Origin of the sequence: Acetoanaerobium pronyense, from assembly GCF_017874355.1 — a bacterium.
GTDB lineage: Bacteria > Bacillota > Clostridia > Peptostreptococcales > Filifactoraceae > Acetoanaerobium > Acetoanaerobium pronyense.
Genome location: NZ_JAGGLI010000058.1, coordinates 1 through 5,825, shown reverse-complemented (window position 1 = coordinate 5,825; position 5,825 = coordinate 1). Strand labels below are relative to the sequence as shown.

Below are 5,825 nucleotides of genomic sequence, written 5' to 3'. Positions count from 1 at the left end.
TTCACCTAATAGGTGTAAAAGGCTACGCCTTTGTAAAGCTTACGCTTAAATGGTTTTAAAGATTTTAAAAGAAATGTATGAATAATTCAGGTTTAAATTACCTTTCATTATCTCACTATAACCATCTGCAACTTTTAGTATCGGCTCTGTAATATTTTTCATCAAAAATATACCTAAAATAGTAGATATAAGTACTGCAATGGATATTATGGCTAAAGTAATGTTGTATCTTTGCTTTACCGCTCCCATCAAATCATCTTCAGGAATTATAACAACTATATCCCAGTTCAAATCTCTAGGATTTTCAAGATTTGACTTCATAAAAAATACTTTTTCATTATTTATATTTTCCCTATAGACAGTTCCAATATTATAGCTTTTATCTAATAATTTTTTTTCAGAGTATCTTATAAGTTCAGTTTCCGAATCATTAATATTAAGCAATTTCCCTTTAAAATTTGATTTATCTTCAATTATAACATTATTTTCACTTTCAGAATGTGCTACTATTTCAAGATTTTCATTGAGCAAAAAGACTACTGTATTATTAGTTTTGCTTTCTTTTAAAAAATCATTTATTCCATTTAGTTTTATATCCATTTCAAATACCCCAACAAACTCTTTATTTTCGCCAAAAACAGGTACGGAAATTGATATAGTAGCTTCCATTTTTTCATCTTGATTTATGTAAATATCAGACCATGTGTTGGTCATATTTCGTCTTACTGGCTTATACCACGGCCTTATTCTTGGATCATAGTTTTCAAAAGAACTCAAAATTCTCGATTCAAAACTTTCTCCTTCATATATATTTAGCTTGTAATTTGTTCTTTTGTCTTTTAGCATTAAACTTTTTTCTTGATTTACTCCGTTATTTCTTATACCTACATAATTTCCATCTTCATCACCATAACTTATAACACTGACTTGAGGCATTTTTTCTTTAAGAATCCTCATAAGACTAATTTGATACTCTTGTATATCAGCTAAATCCTCATTCAAATGCATTTTTTGCTTAGATATTGTTTCTCCAATAAGTTCTGTCATTATTAAAGGTTCTGATAATATGGAATTTAATTCATTTTGCGTATTTCTTTTCATAGCCTCTACAATCTTGGTACCTTGATTGATGGCAAGAAAATTATAATCTGCAGTATACCTGATTGCAGAAATAATAAAAGTACCTATAAGAACTAGTAAAAGAGGTAGTGTTATTGCTCTTCTTAAAGATATCTGCTTAGTTTTCATAAATTTCTCTCCCAAATAAAAATGATGTCATGAAATTTTATAGCTCTACAATCTTAACTTCATTTCCATTAGCCTTTACAATCTTTTCTAAGTCTTCATAAGAAAGGATCACAGTTTCCATATCTCTTCTACAGTATATACAGGATCATGCTCTATAAGCTGATAGCTTATGTTTAGTTCTTGTAGTTTGGAAATAACTGATTGTTTGTTGTCCATTTTTACGCTCCTTGTATTTTCTTATTTCAAAAGTTTTTTAAGATTTTGAACATCTCTTCCCTATGTTTTCTTGCCTTGGCTTCTGTCCACTTTCCATCTTCAATTATAGTCATTCTTTCCATGATTTTTAATTTCAAACTTTGATTGATAATACTTGGATATGAATTCATCTTTCCTGCAGGCGGTAAATTAGAAAACTTAGAATTACCAGAAACGGTTATTAGTGCCAAATTTCCAAAACTGTTTAGATCTTCTTCATTCCAATGCTCCCCTTCCACTGGATTTTGTGGTTGGAAATGTTCAATTGAGCTCCTAAACTGGAATTGCCAATCGTCTGAAATAGGCGATATTATTTCCTTTCCTTCACTGGAATAACCATCTCTATAGATTAAATAATCCAGATATGAAAATACAATTCTTTCAACTCCAAAACCATTCCTATTTTGATAATCAGAATCAATGACCTTCTTCATACAATATCTCTCTAACAATTCAATAATATCAGTTTCCTCATTTTCTAATAACTCAGATAAAATAACTGTAATCCAGTGCATAGTTTTAGGTGATGTATAAGTAATACGCAAACAAGATTGAAGTGTTCTTAACTTCTTATTATAATTTCCTTCGCCACCAAATGTACCAACATATTTAGGTTTGTCATTTTTATTTTTATTATCCCTATATCTCTCTAACCGTTGCAAAGACCATTTTCCAGTTTCTTTGTAATCCCTAGCAAATTCACGTTTTAATACATACTTGTCAAATAAAACTCTACATTTTAATAGAGTAAACAAGAAATCTTTCGATTTTTGAGGTGTTGACCATGCCCAAGATAGATTATTAAGGAAGTGTTTATCATCAAGACTTGAATCTTCTTCTCCAAGTTTTCTCATCACTGCATTTACTTGCAATAAGAAATTAGGGAATGAAATAGTTGATTCAAAACGTTCATTCTCATCTTCAAACTCCTTGGTTGAAACATTGAGAATCCTGTTATCTTTTAAAATATCAATCAAAGATATTTTATCTATAGATTCGGCCTCAGTTGGAATTTTGTTTTTTATTGAATCAAAGTCCTTAATTGATTGGCATAAAGAGCTCCAATCTTCAGTAAATATTGTTTTTCGTACACTCAAATCAAAATTCATCTGGACATATGAATTCATATCAGAACATTTTTCCCATATCATCGCTGCTATATTTTTATCATGATTGCTTTCTAATACTTCTAACAATTTTGCTTTAGCTATTTCGTGAAGTTCCAGTTGTTCCCCACGAGTATTCATGATTTCAAAATAATGGTTTAAATCAATGTTTTGAGGCACCTGAACTCTAACAAGAAATACTCTTTTTAATTTTTCAGAAAAAACACTTAATTTATCTTCACTTTTGCTCTTGAAATAATTATCTATAATTCTAAAACCATTTAATATTTCTGCTGATGATAACTCTTCAATCAATTCATTGTTCTTACTATCTCTAATATAAGCAAGTGTACGATTTGATTTTTCACGAGCTTCAAATCTCAACGCCTCTTTTGCAAATCTAATACCTAAATATTTTTGAAGAAGATATAAAGTTGTTAATCTCTGCTGTCCATCAATTACTTCGTAGACATTATTATCAGTCCTATTTACGATTAAGTTACCTAAAAAGTAGTTTTTATTCAAATTATCAATAGAACTTTCAATATCTTCAATTAACTGAAGTATTTGTGTTTCACTCCACGCATAATTACGCTGATAGATTGGAACTAAATAATTCCTATTTGAAAAAATATCAGATACTGGTATTTTTTTTAAATCATTTGACATCCCTACCACCTATTCCATTCACAAAGCAATTTATATACTTCTTTGTATTTTTCTTTATTATTTTCTGCGATTTCTGGTTTCTCTAGCAAAATCAACTTCAATTCTTCTGGATTTACCATTTCACTAATTGAAGAAAACATATCTATTCCCATATTTGCTCGCTCATGCTGACCTTTTGCATACTTATTTATTGTCTGTGGATATACAGAATTCATTGCCAACCTCAAAGAATAACTCCATGAATAAAATTGTTGCATAACAGATTTAGTTAAACTCTCTATGCCAAATCTATCCACAAAAAATAATAATGAGCATTCATAGAGTTGCTTAATATAAATATCTCCAGATCTCTTACCTGGGATTTCATTTTCACTATGGAAACTATCAATTTTATTTTTTATTTTCTCTAATAATTTTTCGTAATGAAGTGTATAGTTGAAAAATCGTTTCCCTGCTATTAAAGGTTGTGTTAATTGGAATTGATTTAAAAAATTTGATGCAAGCAATTCATTGTTACCATTTGCGTTAAATTCTTCCACATACAAATTGCTAGCTTTATGATATATTGCATAATTATATATATTTACGCCTCTAATCCCTTTAAAAGAATCAATTTTGCTTGATGAATAACCTAATCCATCTCTTCCTTTGTACCATTGAGACATTGGATATAAATAATTTTTAAATAAATCCTCTAAATTATCTTGGTTCATATTTTCCCAAAGATTTATAATTTTAATTTTTTGATTTTCATCTTCACTATTCATTTCCCTTAAATGGTATGATTTCAGTAAATCATGGGGCGCTAGCTCCTTACCACGAGAATTTTGAGAATCGAAAAATTGAAATGCCTCTTGCTCACTATCTGTAACAATTTGAACCATAGAGCACTTATTTAAAAGATAATCCTTATATTTTTCACGTTCATCATAAATTAGTTCATTTGTTCTTTTAGAAAGAACTCCAAAATTTCTTACGATAGCATCATTAGATAATTTGCTATATTTTTCATTTAATATATTTTGGTTATAGTTTCCTAGGCAGTAAAGTAAAATTGACAGTGTTGTAAGCCTTTGTTGTCCATCAACTATATTATATTTTTCAGAGGATTCCTTGTGTAATATCACTGAGCCAAGACGGTACTCTTTTATTCCTTCTTTAAAAGCCTCATAGGTGTCGATAAACAAAGTATTTGTAGACTTAAAACTCCAACTATATGGTCGCTGATATGAAGGTAGGGTTAAACTTATATCAAGTAAATCTCTTAATTTAGCTATCTTTAATTCATCTTGAACAAGTCCCATAATTATAACTCCCCTTACGTTTGCTATATATTACTATTTCCCAAAAAAACTATTTTATATTGTTGTTTTATCTTTTTTCAATTTCTTTTAATGATAATCCATCTTTTGTTTTCCATTCCGTTAAACCATTTACGTGACCACCTATAACAAATGCTGCTGCATAGGATGGGCTTTTAAATAGGACATCTTCTTGCAAAATTCCATTTTCATCAATATTTGCTTTTTTTCTTTTTTCCTTAATACCAGGTGGTATTCTTTCAGAATCAATGGTTTCTATTAAACTTCCTTTTAATACAACAAATCCTTCATTAGTTTGTTTACATCTTGCTTCAATCAGAAGACCACTTTTACGGCTTTTTCTTTTAAAGAAAAGTATCGATTCTTTTTCAGGGACTACATCTATCGGATCTATTTTTTCAGTTAGTGGTTCAAACAACTTATGTCCCAGTGTACCCATTACAATTTTTGCATAATCAATAAACTCTTCTAGTTCACTTTCTTTTTCCTCTGTTATATTCCCTGAAGTAGGATCATTCCCATTTTTCACTACATATCTTTTAGCTTCTACTGCCAGTCCGCAAAACCTATTCTCCAGATAGCTTATCTCTGTAGGACCAAAAGAATTATTCGATGTAGTAAACACAACAGCTTCTGTCCAATAATCTTTATCTAGGTTTCTTTTATGTTCAATCAATCTACGTAAAATACCTTCTCCATTTTTGCGAACTCCAGCTTGTCCAACGTATACAATATTCTCATCTGATTGATCTGATGTCCCAAACAGAAAATATACCCCACTTTGAGATAATTCTCCTCTGTCTTTGCATTTATCTAGTTCTGTTCTTGGTATTTTGTAAGCAATACCTGTCCAGTTTGCAAGGGTACATTTAATCCTGCCAGTAGCTGTTCCATCAATTAAAAACAAATTAATATTCTTTCCCCGCACCGCCATATTAATCCCCCTTTTAGTTTAACTAAACCATAAACTTTACTTATATTCTAGCCCAAGTTAACTTAGTTATATTTTAACATTAAAATGCATAATAATTAGGAAAATTAAAAAAAGTCCTACCTACGATTGTTTTCATCATATATAGGACTCCCTTGATTTTATGATTTATACTACATACAAGGAAACACTGGGACGCTAGATACGTCCGGGACCAGTGAAAAAGTCTCCAAAAAACCCCCTAATTAAATACAATTTTTAAATTACAAAAAGACAAAAAAACTTTACAACCTT

The 5,825-nt window shown here is 29.9% G+C and carries 4 protein-coding genes; all 4 read right to left on the bottom strand.

Translation table 11 applies throughout. The annotated features are described in order from the left end of the window. Positions 1–45: 45 nt before the first annotated feature. Positions 46–1,248, bottom strand: a complete 1,203-nt coding sequence (locus J2Z35_RS14255) for a cache domain-containing protein (protein WP_209662074.1) — start codon at positions 1,246–1,248, stop codon at positions 46–48. 242 nt (positions 1,249–1,490) lie between these two features. Next, entirely contained in the window at positions 1,491–3,278 is a 1,788-nt protein-coding gene (locus J2Z35_RS14250; RefSeq protein ID WP_209662073.1) for a DUF262 domain-containing protein, read from the bottom strand. Positions 3,279–3,280: 2 nt separating this feature from the next. Then, entirely contained in the window at positions 3,281–4,582 is a 1,302-nt protein-coding gene (locus tag J2Z35_RS14245) for a DUF262 domain-containing protein (RefSeq protein WP_209662072.1), read from the bottom strand. 67 nt (positions 4,583–4,649) lie between these two features. Next, the gene (locus tag J2Z35_RS14240; protein ID WP_209662071.1) at positions 4,650–5,534 is read right to left on the bottom strand and encodes a GIY-YIG nuclease family protein; all 885 of its coding nucleotides are present in this window, start codon (positions 5,532–5,534) and stop codon (positions 4,650–4,652) included. Positions 5,535–5,825 lie beyond the last annotated feature (291 nt).